Origin of the sequence: Pseudoalteromonas sp. S1609, assembly GCF_005887255.1 — a bacterium.
Classification (GTDB): Bacteria; Pseudomonadota; Gammaproteobacteria; order Enterobacterales; family Alteromonadaceae; genus Pseudoalteromonas.
On sequence record NZ_PNDJ01000334.1, the window covers coordinates 1 to 389 of the forward strand.

Annotated in this window: 1 protein-coding gene and 1 pseudogene; one reads left to right on the forward strand and one right to left on the reverse strand. The window is 40.9% G+C overall.

Features of this window, described 5'->3' with window-relative positions; genetic code table 11:
- Nucleotides 1-115, forward strand: a pseudogene (locus CWB76_RS20430) (PQQ-dependent sugar dehydrogenase); the annotation flags it as partial.
- 31 nt (nt 116-146) lie between these two features.
- On the opposite strand, the gene CWB76_RS19945 reads toward CWB76_RS20430, so the two are convergent.
- Nucleotides 147-296, reverse strand: a complete 150-nt coding sequence (locus CWB76_RS19945; RefSeq protein WP_212751306.1) for a hypothetical protein — start codon at nt 294-296, stop codon at nt 147-149.
- Nucleotides 297-389 lie beyond the last annotated feature (93 nt).

Here is a 389-nt window from a genome sequence, read left to right on the forward strand (position 1 = left end):
TTATTTCCCAGAGGCTCATGGCAGTGTAAGAGATGTGTTTGTTACTGCTGTAGGTAATGTAGCGATATTAACCGATGGCAAAAAGGCAAAGCTGAAGCTGGTAACGCCAAATTAGTCATTTATTTTAACTTTTGAAAATCAAAAAATTACTGAGTTATTTGAATTGGTTGCGCTAATTGGGGGGAATGGCCTCCCCCTTTCAATTCAATAATATCGGGATTAATGATTAATTCGCGAGAACGTATAACCATATGACGACCCGCAACAGGCTCCTGCATACCGCAAATTAATCTCATGCGTAAATCTGCTTGATGTACAGCGCTCCACCAAAGATCCCGATGTATTAGAGGATCAGTGATCTAGTCACTCGCTGAAGACAAGAGAGTCTT

Coding starts and splice junctions, on each gene's coding strand:
- CWB76_RS19945 (WP_212751306.1), bottom strand. CDS start 296: ATGAGATTAATTTGCGGTATGCAGGAGCCTGTTGCGGGTCGTCATATG.